At 72.5% G+C, this 19,233-nt stretch carries 9 protein-coding genes; 7 read left to right on the forward strand and 2 right to left on the reverse strand.

Annotated elements, in window-relative coordinates; translation table 11 throughout:
* Positions 1 to 28: 28 nt before the first annotated feature.
* Positions 29 to 6,418, reverse strand: a complete 6,390-nt coding sequence (locus ACFUJ1_RS30510; protein ID WP_378650770.1) for a type I polyketide synthase — start codon at positions 6,416 to 6,418, stop codon at positions 29 to 31.
* 286 nt (positions 6,419 to 6,704) lie between these two features.
* On the opposite strand from ACFUJ1_RS30510, the gene ACFUJ1_RS30515 reads away from it, so the two are divergent.
* From ACFUJ1_RS30515 to ACFUJ1_RS30545, 7 genes are all read left to right on the forward strand, one after another.
* Complete coding sequence (locus tag ACFUJ1_RS30515) at positions 6,705 to 8,867, forward strand: MMPL family transporter (protein WP_378650771.1); 2,163 nt, start codon at positions 6,705 to 6,707, stop codon at positions 8,865 to 8,867.
* A 69-nt stretch (positions 8,868 to 8,936) separates the two neighbouring features.
* On the forward strand, positions 8,937 to 10,358 hold the full coding sequence (locus ACFUJ1_RS30520) for an MFS transporter (RefSeq protein ID WP_378650772.1): 1,422 nt from the start codon (positions 8,937 to 8,939) through the stop codon (positions 10,356 to 10,358).
* Between the two features lie 52 nt (positions 10,359 to 10,410).
* Entirely contained in the window at positions 10,411 to 11,826 is a 1,416-nt protein-coding gene (locus ACFUJ1_RS30525; protein ID WP_378650773.1) for a hypothetical protein, read from the forward strand.
* Positions 11,827 to 11,859: 33 nt separating this feature from the next.
* On the forward strand, positions 11,860 to 13,044 hold the full coding sequence (locus tag ACFUJ1_RS30530) for an AAA family ATPase (protein WP_378650774.1): 1,185 nt from the start codon (positions 11,860 to 11,862) through the stop codon (positions 13,042 to 13,044).
* A complete protein-coding gene (locus ACFUJ1_RS30535; protein WP_378650775.1) occupies positions 13,041 to 14,243 on the forward strand; it encodes a VWA-like domain-containing protein in 1,203 nt (400 codons plus the stop codon). The genes ACFUJ1_RS30530 and ACFUJ1_RS30535 overlap by 4 nt, the downstream gene beginning before the upstream one ends.
* A 75-nt stretch (positions 14,244 to 14,318) precedes the next feature.
* A complete protein-coding gene (locus ACFUJ1_RS30540) occupies positions 14,319 to 15,635 on the forward strand; it encodes an ATP-binding protein (protein WP_378650776.1) in 1,317 nt (438 codons plus the stop codon).
* A 39-nt stretch (positions 15,636 to 15,674) separates the two neighbouring features.
* Positions 15,675 to 17,729: a thioredoxin domain-containing protein gene (locus ACFUJ1_RS30545; protein ID WP_378650777.1), complete on the forward strand. Its 2,055-nt coding sequence runs from the start codon at positions 15,675 to 15,677 to the stop codon at positions 17,727 to 17,729.
* 4 nt (positions 17,730 to 17,733) lie between these two features.
* Here the strand turns inward: ACFUJ1_RS30545 and ACFUJ1_RS30550 are convergent, their stop codons facing one another.
* Entirely contained in the window at positions 17,734 to 19,215 is a 1,482-nt protein-coding gene (locus ACFUJ1_RS30550; RefSeq protein WP_378650778.1) for an adenylate/guanylate cyclase domain-containing protein, read from the reverse strand.
* Positions 19,216 to 19,233: the final 18 nt, after the last annotated feature.

The raw sequence follows: 19,233 nt of genomic DNA on the forward strand, positions 1-19,233 counted from the left end.
GCTGCAACCTCGTTTCGACGGGTGCCGGTCACGATGGCGCGCCCACCGGCACCGGCTCGGCCGCGGCCTCGGCGATCAGCTTGGACGGGTCGAGCCCGCCGCCGCCAGCCTGCTCCGCGGCCAGGATCAGCTCGGCCACCTTCGGCCCGGCCTGCTCCAGGCTGAACGAGCGGCCCATCTGCAGCGACATCAGGTCGATGCCGAGGGTCTTGGTGACCCTGGCGCCGAGCTCGACCGCCATCAGCGAGTCCAGCCCCAGCTCGGGGACGGGAACCGTCATGTCGATGGACTCCACCGGCACCCCCATGACGACCGCGAGCTCCTCGGCCATCTTGCGGGCGACGAAGGCGCCGCGCTTGCCCTCCTCGATGGCGGCCACCTCGGCGCGCAGCTGGGCCAGCTCCGAGGTGTCCTTCGCCGAGACCTGGGCCAGCGCGATGGTCCGGCCGGTCCGGGTGAGCTGCGGGAAGGTGCCGGTGAGCTTGCCCCAGTCGGTCGGGATGATCCCGGCCCGCGGGTCGCCGAGGCGCAGCGTCTGCTCCAGGTAGGCGGTGGCGTCGGCCATGTCGAGCGGGTCGAAGCCGACCAGGTCGAGGTACTTGACCGCGGTCTCGTCGGCCGCCATGCCGCCGGTGGCGCCGGAGAGGTGGCCCCAGCCGATGCAGAGCGCCCGCTCGCCGCCCCGCGCCCACTCCTGCGCCATGGTCTCCACCGCGACATTCGCGGCGCAGTAGTTGTACTGGCCGTAGATGCCGTACATGGAGCCGCCGGAGGAGCAGAGCACGAACATGTCGAGGGTGATCCCGGCGTCCGCGACCGCCTGGTGCAGCACCCGGGCGCCGTGCACCTTGGGCCGGTAGACGATGTCCAGCTCGCGGTAGGTCATGGCGGCGAGGCGGTTGTCCGCCACCGAACCGGCCGCGTGGAACACCCCGCGCAGCGGGTGCTCGGCGGTGTGCGCCCGCGCCACGATGGCCGCGACCGCGGCGGCGTCGGTGATGTCGGCCCGCTCGTCGATCACCTCGACACCGGCCGCGTGCCAGGCATCCAGCTGCCGGTGCGCCTCGTCGGTGTTCGGGCCGCTGCGGCTGATCAGGACCAGCCGCTTGACCCCGCGCAGCGCGAGCCAGCGCCCGATCGCCATGCCGAAGCCGCCGAAGCCACCGGTCACCAGATACGTTCCGGCGGCATCGAACTCGACCTCGGGCAGGTACGGCCGGACGGCGGGCAGCGGCGAGTCGACGCGCAGCGCGATCCGGCGCAGCCCGGTGGAGCGGATGGTCTCCTCGAAGGCGCTCGCGACCTCGTCGGTCTCGAAGAGCCGGTAGGGGAGCGGCGTGTAGGTGCCCGCCAGCACCTTCTCGTAGACCCGCTGCAGCAGCGAGATGAGCCGCTGCGCGTCCACCGCGACCAGGCGGTCCAGGTCCATGGAGAAGTAGGCCACGTTCTTGTCGAAGTTGGCCAGCTCCAGCAGGCCGCCGGTGTAGATGTCGGCCTTGCCCACCTCGACGATGCGGCCGAACTCGGCCACCGCGTTGAAGTTCTGCCGCAGGATCTCGCCGGGCGCGCTGCTCAGCACCACCTCGACGCCCTTGCCGCCGGTGATCTCCAGCACGTCGTCCACGAAGTTCAGCGAGCGGGAGTCGATGGCGTGCTCGGCGCCGAGCGCGAGCACGTGCGCCCGGCGCTCGTCGGTGCTCGCGGTGCCGATGATCCGCGCCCCGCGGTCCTTGGCGACCTGGATGGCCGCCGTGCCGACGCCGCCCGCCGCGCCGTGGATCAGCACCCACTCGCCCGGCTCGATCCGGGCCAGGTCGTGCAGCGCGTACTCGGCGGTGCCGAAGGCGATGGTGCTGGTGCAGTAGCCGGGGTCGGCGTCGGGGGGAAGCGGGATGGCCCGGTTCCGGTCGACCAGCACGTAGCGCTGCATCATGCCCTTGGTGGCGATGGCGACCTGGTCGCCGACGGCGATGTCGGTGATGCCGGAGCCGACCCGGACCACCTCGCCGACGCCCTCCATGCCGGGCACGGTGCCGAAGTAGGTGGGGGCCAGTTCGCGCTCGCCGAGCAGCCCGATCACCTTGAGCGGGTCCTTGTAGTTCAGCCCGATGACCTTCATCCTGACCTCGACCTGGTCGGCCGCGGGGTCGGGGCGGGGGCACTCGCGCCAGGCCAGCGCGGAGAGCACCCTGGTCCGCGGCATCTCCAGGGCGAAGTTGGCCTCCGGGTCGGTGAGCGGGGCCGCGGTGTCCAGCGCCTCCAGGCGATCCGGGAGCGGCTTGGTCACCAGCGGGGCCCAGCGGGTGCCCGACCGCAGCGCGACCTCGTCCAGGTTGTCGTTCCAGAAGGCGCCGGGGACCGCGAGCTCGGTGACGAGATCGGCGGTCTCGGTGGCGGGCTCGACGTCGATGAGCCGCCAGCGCAGCGTGGTCTGCTCGTTGAGCAGCACGCGGCGGGCGCCTGCCAGCGCGGCCTGCTTCGTATCCGGCAGCGCCGGGTTGTCCGGGATGGCGAAGGCGCGTTCGGTGACCAGGGTGACGTGGCACTCGCCGTCGCCGAAGACGTCACCGATGCCGCGCTGCTCGGCCTCGGCCGGGTGCGCGAAGGCGTCGATCGCGACCGCGACCTGCTCCAGCGTCCAGAGCTGGGCGACGTCGTCCTCGGTGGCGCCCGCGACGACGACAACGTGCAGCCGCTCGGTGCCGTCCGCGCGGGTGGCGGTGAGGGTGTCGGCCAGCCCGGCGGCCGGCTCCTCGCCGGGCAGCCCGGCCAGGTGCAGCCTGGCACCGGGGATCGTCTCGGCCAGCGCCTCGGCCCTGCTGTTGCTGCCGCCGAGCGCGACCACGACGGTGCTGACCGAGTCCTGCGGCAGCGCGGTGGGGTCGAGCGGGTCGCGCTGCTCCATGGTCTCGACGTAGAAGAAGTCGGACATCCGGCGCAGGGGGTCCTGGCCGGGGGTGAGCGCGCCGATCTGCAGCCCGCTCAGCCGCAGGACCAGGTTGTGGTCGTCGTCGAGCAGGTCGACGTCGGCGCGCAGCTTCGCCTTCGGGTCGCGCCTGGCGACCACGGTGACCCGCTCCGGCAGCGGCGCGACCATGCGCGCCGCCGCCACCCCGACCGGCACCAGGGTGCCCTCGTCGATCCGCGACTCGGCGAAGAGCAGCGCCGCGGTCTGCATGGCGGCGTCCACCACCGCGGGGTGCGCGAGGTGGCCGGAGCCCGCCGCGATCGAGCCGTCCACGGTGGCGACCACCGCGTCCTTCCCGACGCGGGCGGTGAGTACTCGCCGGAAGGCGGGGCCGTACTGCAGCCCGGCCGCGGCCAGCCCGGTGTAGAACATGGCCGGGTCGACGTCGACGCCGACCGCGATCTCCGGCACCTCGACCTTGGTCTGCCGGTGGCTGCCGGTCAGCGTGCGGCCGGTGGCGTGCAGCGTCCACGCGGTGCCGGTGGCCGAGCGGGAGCGGATCACGAAGCGGCCGCTGGCCTCCTCGATGGTCAGCGCGAGCAGCGGGGTGTCCGGCTGGCCCATGATGAGCGGGGCGACGAAGCGCACCTGCTCCAGCGCGACCCGGTCCACGCCGAGCCGCTTCGCGGTGGCGCTGAGCGCGGCGTCGAGGTAGGCCGCGCCCGGCATGATCTTGATGTTGTTGACCACGTGGTCGGCCAGCCACGGCAGCAGCTCGGTGCCGACCTGCAGCAGGTAGTCCGGCCGCCCCTCGACGTCCGGGTCGCCGAGCATGGCGTAGCCGCCGGGCGTGCCCAGCCTGGCCTGCTCGAAGAGCGGGAGCGCGGAGTGCAGCCGGGTGCGCTGCCACGGGTAGCGCGGCAGCGGCGTGTGCGGGACCGCGCCGTCCTCGGCCGGGAACAGGGCGTCCAGGTCGAGCACGCCTGCGCCGTACAGCCCGATCAGGGTGCGGCGCAGACTGTCCGAGTCGGGCTGCTTGCGGTCGAGCGTCGGCACCGTGGTGCCGTTCACGTCCGCGCCGAGCAGGATCTCCCGGATATTGCCGGACAGCACCGGGTGCGGCCCGACCTCGAGGAAGACCCGGCGCTCGGCGATCAGCTTCGCGATGGCATCGGCGAAGCGCACCGGCTCGCGGACATTGGCGCACCAGTACTCGGCGCCCCAGTCCGGGCCGGTCACCTCGTCGCCGGTGACCGAGGAGTACAGCGGGATCGTCGGCGGCTGCGGGTCGAGCTGGGCCAGCACGGTCCGCAGCTCGTCCAGGATCGGGTCCATGAGGCGGCTGTGGTAGGGCACCTCGACCCGCAGACGGCGCGCGAAAACACCGTCCTCGGTGAGTTTCTCGGCGATCTCGTCCAGCCGGTCGATGTCGCCGGAGAGGGTGAGCGAGGTCGCGCTGTTGATCGCGGCGATATCGACCCGCGGATCGTTCTCGACCAGTTCGCGGGCCTGGTCGGCGCTGAGCCCGACGGCGAGCATGCCGCCGGTGCCCGCGGTGGTGGCCTGCAGCCGGGCGCGGTGGTAGGCGACCAGCACGGCGTCGCGCAGCGAGAGCACCCCGCTGACGTAGGCCGCGGAGACCTCGCCCACGCTGTGCCCGACGATGGCGGCAGGCGCGATGCCGTACCGCTCCAGCTCGCGGACCAGCGCCACCTGCACCAGGAAGTTCGCGGGCTGCGCGACCTCGGTGCTGCTGACCCGCGACTCCTCCTCCGGCTTCAACAACTCCTCGATGATCGACCAGCCCGCGAGCGCGCGGAACTCGTCGTCGATCTCCTTCGCGGCCTCGGCGAAAGCGCCCTCGGTGCTGAGCAGTTCGCGCGCCATGCCCCACCACTGCGGGCCCATGCCGGAGAAGACGAAGACCGGCTCGGTGGTGCGGGCCACGATGGTGCGCACCGCGTCCCTGCCCTCGCCGCCCGCGAAGGCGCGCAGCTCGCGGACCAGGTCGTCGGTGTCGCCGAGCAGCATGCCGGTGCGGTGCTGGTGGTGCGCCATCCGGGTCCAGGCGGCCTCGGCCAGCCGGGCCGGGTCGGCGCCGCCGGTGATCAGGTCGGCGAAGCGGCCTGCCAGCGCGCGGGCCGCCGCGGTGCCGCGGGCCGAGATCGGCAGCACGCCGTAGTGCTTCGGCTCGCGGGCGGGCTCGACCACGGTGGCGGGGCGGTACTCCTGCAGGATGGCGTGCGCGTTGGTGCCGCCGTAGCCGAAGCCGTTGACCGCGACCGACATCGGCGGGGCGTCGGCGGGCAGCGGCTCGGCCTCGGTCTGGACGTGCAGCCCGAGCTCGTCGAAGGGGATGTCCGGGTTGGGCTTGTCGATCCAGCCCTGCGGCGGGATGGTCCGGTGCTTGATGGCCAGCGCGGCCTTGATCACGCTGGCGACGCCAGCGGCCGCCTCGGTGTGCCCGATGGTCGACTTCACCGAGCCGACGCCGAGCGATTCGGTGCGCCCGGACGGCGAGCCGAAGACCCGGCCCAGCGCGCGCAGCTCCACCGGGTCGCCGACCAGGGTGCCGGTGCCGTGCGCCTCCACGTAGGTGATCGAGTCCGGGGCCAGCCCCGAGCGCACGCACACCGAACGGGCAAGCGACTCCTGCGAATCCACGTTCGGCACGGTGATCGCGGTGGTGCGGCCGTCCTGGTTCGAGCCGGTGGCCTTGACCACGGCGTAGATCCGGTCGCCGTCGCGGACCGCGTCGTCCAGCTTCTTCAGCGCCACCATGCCCGCGCCCTCGCCGCGGCCGTAGCCGTCGGCGGAGGCGTCGAAGGACTTGCAGCGGCCGTCGGTCGCGAGGAACCCGCCCTTGCACATGAGGACGAAGGTCTCCGGCTGCAGCATGACGTTCACGCCGCCCGCCAGCGCCACCTCGCAGTCGCCGTTCGCCAGCGCCTGGCAGGCCAGGTGGAAGGCGACCAGCGACGACGAGCAGGCCGTGTCCACGGTGATCGCGGGCCCGACCAGGTTGAGCGCGTAGGCGATTCGGTTGGAGAGCATGGTGTACGAGGCGCTCGCCGGGGTGTGCATGTCGGTGTGGAACAGCGCCGGGCCGACCACGCCGATCACCGACTGGTCCACCACGAAGCCGCCCACGTACACGCCGACCGGGCCACCTGCCGCGTGCCGCGCGATCCCGGCGTCGTCCAGCGCCTCCCAGGTGACCTCGAGCATGAGCCGCTGCTGCGGGTCGAGCACGGTGGCCTCGCGCGGCGAGATGCCGAAGAAGTCCGGGTCGAACTCCCACGGATCGGTGGTCATGAAGGCGCCGTGCTTGGTGTAGCTGCGCCCCGGCGTGCGCGGCTCCGGGTCGTAGTAGCGGCGGTAGTCCCATCGGTCCGCGGGCATCTCGACGACGCCGTCACGCTTGTCGAGGACGAAATCCCAGAAAGTGTCCGGTGAGTCGATTCCTCCTGCGAAACGGCAACCGATGCCGACAATCGCGATATCCGACATGCATATCCTCCCGAGCCGGACTGATTCGAGCGCCACTGATTTCCGGGCGACTCGTGAATATGGCCAACGCAGCTGGCGACTGGGGTCAGCGTAACCACGCTCACAGGTACCGCTCGATGTTTCAGGGACAGGTCACAACACGGTCCCGAATCGGTTGTGGAATCTCGAGCCGGTCGATTCGGGGGGCTGTGGAAGCCATTGCCGGTGCCTATGTTTCAGGTGTCGGGGTGTGCGGTTCGAGGGTCGGGAGGTGGCTTTGTCCGGTGGATTCGGCCGGTGGATCGGGATGATCGTCCGGCGTCGATTCCTGGTGCTCACGGTGGTGGTCGGCGGGCTGCTCGCGCTCGGCGGGTACGGCATCGGGCTGCACGCGCACCTCAGCGTGAGCGGCTGGGACGACCCCGGTTCGGAGTCGGCGCGGGCGCTGCGGGTGAAGGACGAGGCGTTCGGCCACAACCATGTCGCCGACGTGCTGCTGGTCTTCCACGCCCCGGCCGGGAAGACCGTGGACGACCCGGCGTTCGCGGCCACCGTCACCGGCTTCCTGAACGGGCTGCCGGAGCGCTTCCCGGACCGGATCGAGAAGATCAACGGCAGCTACTGGGAGACGAGCACCGGGCTCGCGGTCCCCGACGTCTTCGGCACGCCGGACGGCGAGCACGCCTTCGCCTCGGTCGCGGTGCGCGGCCGCGACGACACCGAGGTGCTGAACAACTACCGGCAGATCGCGGACGAGTTCGTGCTGCCGGGGGTGGAGCTGGAGGTGGCAGGCGCGCAGCCGGTCGCGCTCGCGCTCAACGACACCATGGCGCACGACCAGCGGCGGATGGAACTCGTCGCCATCCCCGCGGTGGCGGTGCTGCTGTTCTTCCTGTTCGGCGGGGTGGTCGCCGCGGCGCTGCCGCTCATCGTCGGCGGGCTCACCGTGCTCGGGGCGTGGGGCGTCGTCCGGCTGCTGACGCACGTCATGGAGGTGAACTCGTTCGTCTCGCCGGTGGTGTCGATGATCGGGCTCGGCCTCGCCATCGACTACGGGCTCTTCATCGTGAGCCGGTTCCGCGAGGAGCTGGCCGCGGGCCGCTCGGCGCCGGACGCCGTCGCCCGCTCGGTGGCGACGGCGGGCCGCACGGTGGCCTTCTCCGCCACCATCGTGGTGGTCGCCTCCGGCGCGATCCTGCTGTTCCCGCACGGTTTCCTGCGCTCCTTCGCGCTCGGCGCCATGATCACGGTCGCGCTGGCCGCCGCGGTCTCGGTGACCGTGCTGCCCGCCATGCTCGCGATCCTCGGGCACCGGGTGGACCGGCTCGGCTTCAATCGCTTCCACTCACGCCGGGCCGATATCGAGCAGCGGAACAATCCGTGGGGCCGGATCGCGGGCCGGGTGATGCGTCGGCCTTGGTTGGTCGCGGTGCCGGTGGTGGCGCTGCTGCTGATCCTCATCGCCCCGGTGCGAGACGTCGCTTTCGGCGGCATCTCCGAGCGCTTCCTTCCCCCCGAACACCCGACCCGCACCGCCCAGCAGCACTTCGACGAGCTCTTCCCGCTGCGCCAGATCAACCCGGTCGACCTGGTGGTGATCACCTTCGACACCTCGGTGATCGGCGAGGTGGTGGAGCGCGCGAACGGCGCGCCCGGGCTGGAGGCGCCGTTCCCGGCCGCGCTGCAGGCACAGTCCGACCTCGGCGTCTTCACGACGAACACCGTGGTCAGCGATGCTCACGAGGCCGACGTCACCATCGACTACCTGCGCTCCATGCCCACCCCGCCGGGCACCATCGTGCTGGTCGGCGGGCAGCCCGCGAGCGAGCGGGACAGCGTGGCCGCGCTGCTCGACCGGCTGCCGCTCATGGTGGTGCTGGTCTTCCTGATCACCACGGTGCTCATGATGGTCGCCTTCGGCTCGATCGTGCTTCCGCTGCAGGCCGGGTTCCTGAACCTGCTCGGCCTCGGCTCCACGCTCGGCGTGCTGACCTGGATCTTCGTCGACGGCAACGGCGCGGGGGTGCTCGGCTTCACGCCGCAGCCGATCATGGCGCTGGTCCTGGTGCTGATCGTCTCGGTGATCTACGGCCTCTCCACCGACTACCAGGTGTTCCTGCTGGCCCGGATCGTCGAGGCGCGGGCCGAGGGCGCCTCCACCACCGAGGCGGTGCGCGACGGCATCGCCCGCACCGGCTGGATAATCACCGCCGCCGCGCTCATCCTGCTCGTCGTCTGCGGCGCCTTCGCCCTCTCCGACCTGGTGATGATGCAGTACATCGCGGTCGGCATGGTGACCGCGCTCTTCATCGACGCCGCAATTCTGCGGGTGCTGCTCGTCCCCGCGGTCATGCGCATCTTCGGCGATGGGTCGTGGTGGGGAATTGGGAAACGTATCGAACCGCCGCGCGTCGCAATTGGTAGCGATCACAAAAGTTCGCGAATACCGGTGGCGGCCGGCCGTGAATAACGTCGAATATGGTCCGGGAGTAGGAATGCCGAAGAATCTGCAGCGAACGATATTCGAGAAGGCGCCGCGGTGACCCGGCAGGAAGCGACCGTCGCGATCGGGGCGTTCAGCGCCTGCCTGCTCTCGGTCTTCATGCAGATGATCGACGTCACCATCGTCAACACCGCGCTCCCGGTGATCACCACCGAACTCGGCGCCTCGCGCGCGCAGCAGCTGTGGGTGGTGGCGGGGTATTCGCTGGCCTTCGCCTGCGCGCTGCTCACCGCGGCCAGGCTCGGCGCGATCACCGGCCGCCGCCGGATGTTCCTCTGGTCGGCGGCGACCTTCACCGCGGCCTCGGTGTGGTGCGGAATCTCCGGCAGCGCACTGGAACTCGTGCTCGCCCGAATCGTGCAGGGCGTGGCCGGGGCCGGGATGGCGGCGCAGACCATCGCGGTGATCACCGCGACCTTCCGCCGCGATCACCAGCCCTACGCCTTCGCCGTCTACGGCGCGGTCGCCGGGTTCGCGGGCATGCTCGGCCCGATCCTCGGCGGGGTGCTGATCACCGTCGACCCGTTCGGGCTCGGCTGGCCCGTCATCTTCCTGATGAACCTGCCGCTCGGCATCATCGCCATCGGGCTCGCGCTCAAATACCTGAAGATCGGCCCGGCGCCGGAGCGGCCCCCGCTCGACCTGCGCGGCTCGGTGCTCGCAACCGCCGCGCTGTTCCTGCTGCTCTTCGCGCTGGCGGACAGCCAGCAGGCCGGGTGGCGGATCGTGCACGCCTGCGGCATCGTGGCGGCGCTGGCGCTCGGGGCGGGCTTCGTCGCCTACGAGCGCGCCACCCGGCGGCGCGGCGGGATCGCGCTGGTCCGGCTCGACCTCTTCGGCGACCGCGGCTTCGCCGTCGGCTCGGTGCTGGTGACGGTGTTCTTCGGGCTCTTCACCGCCTTCGTCTTCACCGTCTCCATCCTGCTGCAGGAGGTGCTCGACTTCTCCGCGCTGCGCACCGGCATCGCCATGACGCCGTTCGCCATCGGCGCGGGCGCGGGCGCCATCGTCTCGCCGATCCTGGTGCGCCGCTTCGGTATCCGCACGCTGGCCGCCGGGATCGCCTCGTTCGGGTTCTGGGTCGTGGTCGGCGTCTGCTACCTGTACATCACCGACGGCACGGTGAACCTGCTGCTCGTCACCGGCCCGGTCTTCCTCGCCGGATTCGGCGTCGGGGTGTTCGGGATCCCGCTGCAGCCGATCATGCTGGCCGGGCTCGACGATCGCGACATGGGCGAGGCCTCCGGGCTGCTGCCGACCGTCGAGCAGATCGGCAACTCGGTCGGGCTCGCCGTGCTCGCCGCGCTCTTCTTCCGCGCGCACACGCTCGGCGGCAGCATGGTCATGCTCACCGCCATCGCCCTGGTCGCGCTGGTGCTCGCCGGGGTAACGCTGGCGCTGCCGGACCGCAGGGCCACCGTCGGCGCCTCGCCGTGGGTGCTATCGTCGAGACGATGACTACCTCTTCCGAGTACGGAACGGGGGTTTCGTTCGCACACGGGGTGTGCTGATGAACGAAGCCCGGATCTCCCTCTGGCTGCGCGTCCGCGAATTCGCGGTACCGGCGGCGATGATCGAAACCTGTACCGCCCGGCGGCTCGTCGGCGACTGGGCCGGGGCGTGTGCCGCCGCCGGATTCGATCTCGACCTCGATCCGCGAGCGTTGCCCCCGCCGGTGCGCGCCGATCTCCGCTGTCTGGCGCCCGATCTGCTGCGCTGGCACCTACCCCGGATTGCCCCGGACGGGCTGCTGCGGCCGGGGCTGACCATGACGTTGGCCCGGTACGGGCCGGTGCATCTCGTGGTGCGCACCGCGCCCGCCTGGGCCGATGCCGGGCAGCGGGTGAGTCTCGCGCTGTGGGACGGGGGCGCGGCCGGGGCGCATCCGCACCCGCGGCCCGACCGGCGGTTCCGGCTCGATCTGCACCGGCATCTGTGGGATGTGCGCCGGGTCGGTGAACTCGGATTGCGCTGCGGGGCAACGGACGCGGCACCCGGCGATCTCGCGGAAGCCGGATGCCGTGGCCGGGCGGGAGCATCCGGCGATCTCGTGGCGCCGGCGGACTTCGAGCCTTCCGGGATCGAGATACTCGGCGGCGCCGGGGAATCGCGCCTTCCGCCGTGGTGCGTGGTCGCCCGATGGCCTGTGGAGGCGGCGCTCCTGCTGCGCGCGGAGGGGCGTCCGCCCGGACCCGTGCTGGTACGGTTCGGCGCTCGACGTCGCGCGATCGTGCACCCCTGCGCGTGGACGTCGCACCTCTGCCCGGAAGTGCCGCACCGCTGCTCGGCGACATCGCACGTCCACCGAGCACCGTCGCGTCACCGACCGGGAGGATCGGGTGAACTCGCCGCGCTCCCGGTCCTCCCGAACGCCGCTACCTGGACACTCCCCGACCTCGAGCTACTCCGCGCCGGCGCCATCACCCCCGGTCGCCTGCACCCGCTCGTCGCCGCGGCGCTCGCCCCGGGACACACACCGGCTTCCGAGCCGAACCCTCCGGAACAACTGCTCGTCGAGTGTCGCGGCGAGCAACACCGGCTCGGCCTGGTCGACGGGGTACTGACCGCCATCGACCACACCCCGGCCGAACTCCGCCGCGAGGAACTCCTGGTCGCCCTCTCCGGAACCCCCCTGCCCTGCCTGCGCGTGATCGACCGCGCACACCGCAACCCGGACGCCATCGCCGGCATCGGTGAACGCCTGCGCCACGGCGATATTCGCGGTGCGCTCGCCGTCGTCGACGGGCTGCTCGGCCCCGGCACCCTGCTGCGCGACGGCCCGCTCCGCGACGAACTGGAGACCGCCGCCGAGCGGCGAATCACCCACGGCCTCTACCGCGCCGGGCTCACCCCGGCCGGCCCGCCACCCCGGCGCACGCCGCGCCGGGCCACCCGCGCCCACCCGCGGCACGCCACCCAGCGCTGACCCCCTCCCTACTCTCCCCACGGTGATGCCCCCATGCCTGAAATGTCCCAGCTGAACGCTGCCCGCGACCTCCTGACCCTGCTCAACGCCACCACCACCGAACCCCGCCCCGACACCCAGCTCGACGCCCTCACCCTCGCCGTCGCCGCCGACCTCCCGGTCCTGCTCTGGGGCGAGCCCGGCATCGGCAAGACCGCCGCCCTCACCCAGCTCGCCGAGACCCTCGACCTCCCGCTGACCACGGTGATCGCCAGCGTGCACGAGCCGTCCGACTTCTCCGGGCTGCCGGTGATCGGCGCCGACCCCGCCACCGACGGCGTCCCGATGGCGCCGCCGGACTGGGCCGTCCAGCTGGTCCGCGCCGGCCGCGGCCTGCTCTTCCTCGACGAGCTCTCGACCGCGCCGCCCGCCGTGCAGGCCGCCCTGCTCCGGCTGGTGCTGGAGCGCCGGATCGGCGCGCTCCGGTTGCCGGACGGTGTCCGCATCGTCGCCGCCGCCAACCCGCGCGCCTCCGCCGCCGACGGCTGGGAACTCAGCCCGCCGCTGGCCAACCGCTTCGTGCACCTGTACTGGACCCACGACCACGACGTGGTCGTGCGCGGCCTCGGCGGCACCTGGCCGCGGGCGACGCTGCCCGTGCTCGACCCCGAAAAGTTCGCGGAGGCCGTCGCTTTCGCCCGCCGCGCGGTGTGCGAGCTGCTCGCCGCCCGGCCCCTGCTCGTGCACCGGCTGCCGAGCGGGGAGACCCAGCGCGGCGGCGCCTGGCCGTCGCCGCGCAGCTGGGAGATGACGGTGCGGCTGGTCGCCTTCGCCACCGCGTCGGGCGTCGGCCGGGAGGTGCTCTCCCTGCTCGTCCGCGGCGCCGTCGGCGACGGCCCGGGCTTCGAGCTGCTCAGCAGCATGGACCGCATGGACCTGCCCGACCCCGAAACGCTGCTCGCCGACCCCGCCGCCGCCGCGCTCCCGGAGCGCGGCGACCTGCGCCAGGCCGCGCTCGACGGCGTCGTCGCCGCCGTCCGCAAGCGGCCGGAGCGGGCGCGCTGGGACGCGGCGTGGACGCTGCTCGTGCGCGCCGTCGAGACCGGGCCGCCGGACCTGGTCGTCGTCCCCGCCACCACCCTGGCCACCCTGCGCCGGGACGACTGGGTGGTGCCGGCGGCCATCGAGCGGCTGGCCGGGCTGGTCGCGGTCGCGCAGGGGGCGGAGGTGGGCCGGTGATCGACGCGAAGCTCTACTCCGCCCGGCTGCTCGCCGCCGCGGCGCGGCCCTACCTCGCCACCGTGCTGTACGCACTGCACCTCGTCGAGTCGCGCCGGGTGCCGACCATGGGCGTCGACCGGTACTGGCGCTGCTACGTCTCGCCCGCCTTCGTCGAGCGCACCCCCATCCCCGAGCTGGCCTCGGTGCTGGTGCACGAGGTCTCGCACCTGGTCCGCGACCACCACGGCCGCAGCGACCGCTTCGCCCGCGTGCACGACCTCTCCGGCCCGGCCGAGCGGCTCCGGATGAACATCGCCGCCGACGCCGAGATCAACGACGACGCCTTCGGCGACGGCCTGGTCGAGCCATCGGGCGCCGTGCTCCCCGCGCTGCTCGGGCTGGACAGCGGCCAACTGATGGAGGACTACCTGCGTCAGTTCCGTCTCGGCAGGCTCACCGAGGCCATGGCCTGGCTGGACTGCGGCAGCGGCGCCGACGGCCTCGACCGCGACTGGGAACTCGGCCCCGACGGCGCCGACGCACTCGGCGAACAGGAGCGCGAAGCCGCCCGCTTCCGCGTCGCGCAGAGCATCGCGGGCCGCCCCGGCACCGCCTCGCGCGGCTGGCGCCGCTGGGCCGAGGAGGCGCTGCACCCGCCGCAGCCGTGGCGCGACCTGCTCGGCGCCGCCATCCGCGCCGCCGCCTCCGCCGCCGGCGCGGGCGACGACTACACCTACGGCCGCCCCGCCCGCCGCTCCGCCGCACTCCCCGGCCTGGTCCTGCCCAGCCTGCGCCGCACCCCGCCCCGCGTCGCCGTCGTCATCGACACCTCCGGCTCGGTCTCCGACGCCGACCTCGGCAGCGCCCTCCTCGAAACCGCCGCCATCGCCCGCGCCGCGGGCGGCCGCCGCGACCTCGTCACCGTCCTCTCCTGCGACGCCGCCGCCCACATCGCCGCCCCCCTCTGCCGCGCCACCGCCATCCCGCTCATCGGCGGCGGCGGCACCGACCTGCGCACCGGCTTCACCCGAGCCCTCCGCCTCCGTCCCGACGTCATCGTCGTCCTCACCGACGGATACACCCCCTGGCCCAGCACCCGCCCACCCTGCCGCACCGTCGTCGGCCTCTTCCCCGGCCGGCCCCCGAGCTACTCCGAACACTCCGACCACGTCCCCGACCACCCACCCCCCTGGGCCCGCGTCGTCCGGATCGGGTGAGGACGAATGTCCGGCCAACAACCGTCCATGTGCCCACTGATGCTGCGTCCATACGCCCACTGAAGTAGCGTCTATATGTCCACTCATGCAGCGTCCATATGTCCACAGTTGCTGAGCGAACGATGCCATACTGCAGCAGTGAACGTGCGAGATCTGCTTTCCCGGCGAGCCGAGTCACTGATTGCCGAGGCTCTGACCGATACCCGGGTTGTCCTGGTCAACGGTGCTCGTCAAACCGGGAAGAGCACGGTCACCCGGCTGGTCGGGGGCGCGAGCGCCGACGTGGTATTCCGCCTGCTGGACGACCCCGCCACCTTGCGCGCCGCGCAGGACGACCCCGCCGGTTTCGTCGATCGGGAAGCCGGGCTGATGATCATCGACGAGATCCAGCTCGCTCCCGAACTGCTCCGCCCCATCAAATTGACCGTCGACCTGGATCCGACGCCGGGCCGATTTCTGCTGACCGGTTCGTCGCGCATCCTCGCCCTGCGCACTCTGCCCGACGCGCTGCCCGGCCGGATGGAGGTGATCGAGCTGTGGCCGTTCTCGCAGGGCGAGGTGGACGGCGGGCCGGATCGCTTCGTCGACGCCGCCTTCGAACACGGCCCTGCCCTCGATCACTCGACAACGCTCCGGCGCAGGGACTACCTGGAGCGAGTCGTGGTCGGCGGCTTCCCGGAGGCACATCGACGCACGCCACGGCGGCGGTCGGCGTTCTTCGAGTCGTATCTGCAGACCCTGATCGAACGCGATGTCCTCCAATTGGCGAGTATCGAGCGGCACGGGGAGATGCTGAAACTCCTGAGCCTGCTCGCCTCGCGAGCGGGCGGTCTGCTGGTGCCGACGACCCTGGCGGGACAATCCGGAATTCCCCGGACCACGCTGACGCGGTACCTCGAACTCTTGCAGTCGGTCTTCCTGATCAAGAGCATCCCGGCCTGGTCGTCGGGTTCGACGCATCGTGCCGTCGGCACCGCGAAGCTGGCGTTCGTCGACAGTGGAATCGCGAGCCACCTGCTCGGCCAGAGCGTGGCCCGCCTGGACGAGCCGGGTGGCGCCGCCGGGCCGATGCTGGAGAACTTCGTCGCGATGGAGATCGCGCGGCAGCTCACCTGGTCGGACGAGCGGGTCCGGATGTTCCACTACCGCACGAAGGACAAGGTCGAGGTCGATGTGGTGTTGGAGACACCTGACGGCCGGATCGTCGGGATCGAGGTGAAAGCGGGCGCGACGGTGCGGTCGGAGGACCTTGTCGGACTGCGGAATCTGGCGGCGGTCGTGGGGGAGCGGTTCGTCGCGGGCTACGTGCTGTACACCGGCAAGCAGACCCTGCCCTACGGCCCGAAGCTCCGGGCGGTGCCGATGGAGGCACTGTGGCGCCTGGCACCGTGACGGACGTGTGCAGCCGGACTTCTGTGGAACGCTGAACGTATGAACCGGCTCGGAACCGCGACCTCGCCATACCTGCGCCAGCACGCCGACAACCCCGTGCACTGGCGGGAGTGGAGCAGCGCGGCGCTGGCGGAGGCGCGGGAGCGGGACGTGCCGATCCTGCTCTCGATCGGCTACGCCTCCTGCCACTGGTGCCACGTGATGGCGCACGAGTCGTTCGAGGACGAGGCGACGGCGGCGCAGATGAACGCGGAGTTCGTGTGCGTGAAGGTGGATCGCGAGGAGCGGCCGGATCTGGACGCCGTGTACATGAACGCGACCGTCGCCATGACCGGGCACGGCGGCTGGCCGATGACCTGCTTCCTGGCCCCGGACGGGTCGCCGTTCTACTGCGGCACCTACTACCCGCGGGTGCCGCGCGGCGGTTCGCCGTCGTTCACGCAGGTGCTCACCGCCATCACCGACACCTGGCGGAACCGGCGCGACGAGGTGGAGCAGGCGGCGGCGCAGGTCACCGAGGCGCTGCGGGCGCAGGCGACCGGGCTGCCGGACGCGGGCGGCGCGATCGGCGCCGACCTGCTCGATCATGTGGTGAGCGCGGTCGGGAAGGACGAGGACACGGCGTTCGGCGGGTTCGGCGGCGCGCCGAAGTTCCCGCCGTCGGCGCTGCTCGCCGGGTTGCTGCGGAGCTGGGAGCGCACCGGCGACCCGGAGACCTACGCGCTGGTCGAGCGGACCGCCGCCGCCATGGCGCGCGGCGGCATCTACGACCAGCTGCGCGGCGGCTTCGCCCGGTACTCGGTGGACGAGCGCTGGCTGGTGCCGCACTTCGAGAAGATGCTCTACGACAACGCGCAGCTGCTGCGCGCCTACGCGCACCTGGCGCGCCGGGAGCTCCCGGCCGAGCCGGGCAGCGGCGGGCAGTCGCTCGCCGCGCGGGTGACGGCGGAGACCGCCGCCTTCTTGCTGGACGATCTCGGCACCGAGCACGGCGGGCTCGCCTCCGCGCTGGACGCCGACACCCCGGTGCGCCCCGGCGAGCCCGGCGTCGAGGGCGCCACCTACGTCTGGACCCCCGCCGAACTCGTCGCCGAGCTCGGCCCCATCGAAGGAGCATGGGCCGCGGCCCAATTGGGCGTGACCACGGCGGGCACCTTCGAGCACGGCACCTCGGTGCTCACCCGGCTCGCCGAGCCGGACGACCCGGAGCGGCTCGACCGAGCGCGGGTGGTGCTGCGCGACGCGAGGGACCGCCGCCCACAGCCGGCGCGCGACGACAAGGTGGTCACCGCGTGGAACGGCATCGCGATCACCGCGCTCGCCGAAGCCGGTGCGGCGCTGGATGTTCCGGCGTGGGTGGCGGCGGCGCGGCGCTGCGCCGAGTTCCTGCTGCGGGTGCACGTGGTGGACGGCAGGGTGCTGCGGGCCTCGCTCGGCGGGGCCGCCGGAGCCTCGCCCGGGGTGCTGGAGGATTACGCCTGGCTGGTCACCGGGTTGCTGGCGCTGCACCAGGTGACCGGCGAGCCGGAGTGGCGGGCGCGGGCCGAGCAGCTCCTGGACGCCGCGATCGCGCACTTCGCCGACCCGGACGAGCCGGGTAGCTGGTTCGACACCGCCGACGATGCCGAGACGCTGGTCGCGCGGCCCCGCGACCCGGTCGACGGGGCGACCCCGGCGGGGGCGTCGTCGCTGGCCGAGGCGCTGCTCACCGCCGCCGCGCTGGCCGAGCCGGAGAACGCGGTGCGGTACCGGGAGCTGGCGGATCGCACGCTGGCGCGCGGCGCGGTGGTGCTGGCGCGGGCGCCGCGCTCGGCGGGGCAGTGGCTGACGGTGGCGGAGGCGGCGTTCCACGGGCCGCTGCAGATCGCGATCGCCGTCCCGCCCGGCGGTGACGCCGCCGAGCTGCTCGCCGCCGCGCGCGCCTCCGCGCCAGGCGGCACGGTGATCGTCGCGGGCGAACGGGACTCGGCTCCGCTGCTCGCGGACCGCCCGCCGGTCGGCGCCGAACCCGCCGCCTACGTCTGCCGCGGCACCGTCTGCGACCTCCCCGTCACCGGCGTCATCGACCTGACGGCGGCACTCGCCCGCCGCTGACGAGTCACGGCTCCGTATCCGTCCAGCACGGCGTCGGCTCGGCCATGCCGCGCAGCTGAATATCCGCGTGGTGCACCCAGTGCGTCCGCTCCCCGGCCGCCGCCGCCTCGAGCACATCCGCACTCACCAGCACCCGGCGCGGCACCCGCTTCGCCTCGCTGGTGAGCCGCGACGCCCGATTCACCGCATCCCCGATCACGGTGAACTCCAGCCGCGTATCGGCTCCGACGTCCCCGGCGAAGACCAGCCCCCGCGCCACCCCGATCCCGATATCCAGCTCCCCGGCGGCCCGCACCTCGTCCCGGATCCGCCGGGCGGCGCGCAGCGCGGGCGTCGCGTTGTCGGGCAGCGCGATCGGCGCCCCGAAGATGCAGAGCGCCGCGTCCCCCTCGAACTTATTGACCAGCCCGCCGTTCTCCTCGGTCGCGGTGATCACGGTGCCGAGCAGCCGGTTCAGCTTGGCGACGAACTCCTGCGGCGGCAGCCCGGTGGAGAGCGCCACCGACCCGGTGACGTCGACGAACAGCGCGGAGACCACCCGGACGTCCCCGGTCAGGTCGACGCCGCGCGCTACCAGCGCCCGCTCCGCGACCTCGGCGCCGACGTGCCGCCCGAACACGTCCCGCAGCCGCTGCCGGTCGCGCAGGCTGGCCGCGAGCTCGTTCACCGAGTGCTCCAGCCTGCCGATCTCGCCGACGCTGCCGACCGGCACCCGGACGTCCAGCTCGCCGCGGGTGATCCGGTCCAGCGCGAGCCGCAGCGTGCGCACCGGCGAGGCCACCGCCCGCGCCAGGAAGGCGGTCGCGAGCGCGCCGACCGCGAAGCCGACGATGGCGAGGTAGAGGGCGGTGCGCACCCGGTCCGGTGCCCCCGCGACCGGGTCGGCGAGCACCGTGATGAGCAGCAGCATCGGCATGGCTCCCGCGACCGCCCAGGTGACGAGCACCCGCGCCAGCACCGACGAACTCCAGTGCATGGTCGCGCCGAGCACCGCCGCCACCACCGGGATGGCGGGCCGGATCAGCCGGTCCACGATCAGGAAGGTCAGCGCCGACGATTCGAAGGCGCCGAGCGTGAAGATCGCGGCGGTGACCGCCGGGTTGGTGCTGTCGGCGAAGAGCGAGAAGAGCACCGCCGCGATCGCCACGCCCGGTATCCACAGCGCGAGCGCGCGCAGGGTGATCGAGATCGGCAGCCCGAGCAGGTCGCGCGCCTCGTCCGGGGTCGGTTTGCGCAGCTCGTCCAGCCAGCCGAAATGCCTGCGCCGGTCGCGGACCGCGAGCACGACCCCGGCCAGGAAGCCGATGGTCGGGTAGATCGCCACCAGCAGCACCGCCGCCCGCCAGTCCGGGCCGAGCCTGCCGAGGAAGCCGTTCAGCCACAGCGCGGTGACGATCACGCCGAGGCCGCTGAGGTTGGCCGCGATCACGACGACGGCGAGCCCCCAGCGGGCCTGCAGCGCCCACAGCATGAGGCGAGCGATCACGGGGTGAAACCTACCGGG

The organism is Nocardia sp. NPDC057227 (assembly GCF_042669725.1).
Classification (GTDB): domain Bacteria; phylum Actinomycetota; class Actinomycetes; order Mycobacteriales; family Mycobacteriaceae; genus Nocardia; species Nocardia asteroides_A.